Below are 1,643 nucleotides of genomic sequence, written 5' to 3'. Positions count from 1 at the left end.
TGGGCGCCGGAGGTGTTCGCGGAGCTGCTGGAGGGGGAGATCGGTGGGCGGCTGGAGGCGGCGGCGGGGGGATTGCCCTACCGGCTCGTGGCGATCCGGACGGTGGAGCGACGGCTGACGCTGGATTTGAAGGTCGAGTGAGGGCGCATCAGATGCCAGTGCTGACGCCGATGAGTTTGCCGATGCCGAAGGTGATGGCGGAGGCGGCGAGGCCGAAGGTGAGCATGCGGAATCCGGAGAAGAGGACGCTGCGCCCGGTGTAGAGGGTGATGGCGGCGCCGACGCCGAAGAGGCCGAGTGCGCTGGCGATGGCGCTGGCGGCGATTCCGCTCGTTCCGGAGAAGGCGAGCCACGGGACGACGGGGATGACGGCGCCGAAGCTGAAGGTGAGGAAGGAGGTGATGGCGGCGACCCACGGGTTGCCGGCTTCTTCTTCGGACATGCCGAGCTCTTCTCGGGCGAGGGTATCGAGGGCTTGTTCGCGGTTGGCGAGGATGCGCTGGGCGGTGATGCGGGCTTCTTCTTCGGGCAGGCCTTTGGCGCGGTAGATGAGGACGAGCTCTTCGAGTTCTTCGTCGGGCATGAGCGAGAGCTCGTCGCGTTCGATTTCGAGTTGACGGGAGAATGCTTCGGCTGAGCTGCGGACGCTGATCCATTCGCCGAGGGCCATGGAGAGGGAGCCGGCGAGAACTCCGGCGACGCCAGCGAGGATAACGACGTCGCGGCCGGGGTTGGCGCCGGCGACGCCCATGACGAGGGAGAGGTTGGAGACTAAGCCATCGTTGGCGCCGAGGACGGCGGCGCGAAGGGCGTTGCCGGTGCCGGCGCGGTGGCGGCCTTCGAGGCGAGCGATGTCGACTTGGATTTGGCGACCGCGGGTGGAACGGGTGAGTTCGCGGAAGAGGCGGGCGTGGGAGCGTTCGTCGCGGGGGAGGTCGGCGGCGATGGCTTCGGGCTGGTCGTCGTACATGGTGTAGGCGGACATTTCCATGCGGGTGACGATAGGGCTGACGGAGGCGGTGCCGAACCGGCGTGCGAGCCATCCGAGGAGCCGGACGCGCCAGGATGGTTTGTAGCGGGGCACTTCGGCGCCGGCTTGGCGGAGTTTTTCTTCCCAGAGGGCGCGGTGGCGTTCTTCGCTCTCGGCGAGGCGCTGGAAGACTTGGCGGAGGTGGGGGTCTTTTTCGGCGGCAGCGAGGGCGCGGTAGAGGGCGATGCCATCGACCTCGTCGCGGAGGTTTCGACGGTAGCGTTCGATGTCGGCGGGTGCTGCGGTACTCATTTGGAATGAGTCTAAATCAGCGGGTGGCCGTTGCGCGCTTTGCGGTGCTTCCGCTGGAAATAAGGTCTGCCTAAGGTTTCTCGTGGGTGCCTGCGCGAGGTACCAGCCGGAGTCGTTGGCGGAACGGTGGTAGGCGAAGTAGAAGGTGAATCCCCGGGTGGCGAGTTGCCGGATGGGGTCGGCGAGGCTTCGGGTGGGGTCGTGGATCCAGAGGCGGCCGCCTTTTCGGCGGTTGTCGATGACGTGGTATCCCCGCTGTTGGACTTCGGCGAGGAATCGGGAGAGGTCATCGATCGGTAAGGGGAGCTGGTAGGTCGGTTGCGCGCGCGGTGGCATGTGGGGCGGGCCGGGCGTGGGGGCG

The 1,643-nt window shown here is 67.0% G+C and carries 1 protein-coding gene; it reads right to left on the bottom strand.

The window, feature by feature from the left end; genetic code table 11:
- Positions 1–148 precede the first annotated feature (148 nt).
- A partial coding sequence (locus VAE53_RS10840; protein WP_322819397.1) for a VIT1/CCC1 family protein occupies positions 149–1,643 on the bottom strand: 1,495 nt, incomplete at its 5' end.

It is taken from the genome of Tepidiforma sp., from assembly GCF_034432735.1.
Lineage (GTDB): Bacteria > Chloroflexota > Dehalococcoidia > Tepidiformales > Tepidiformaceae > Tepidiforma.
This window is presented reverse-complemented; position numbering and strand designations above follow the sequence as displayed.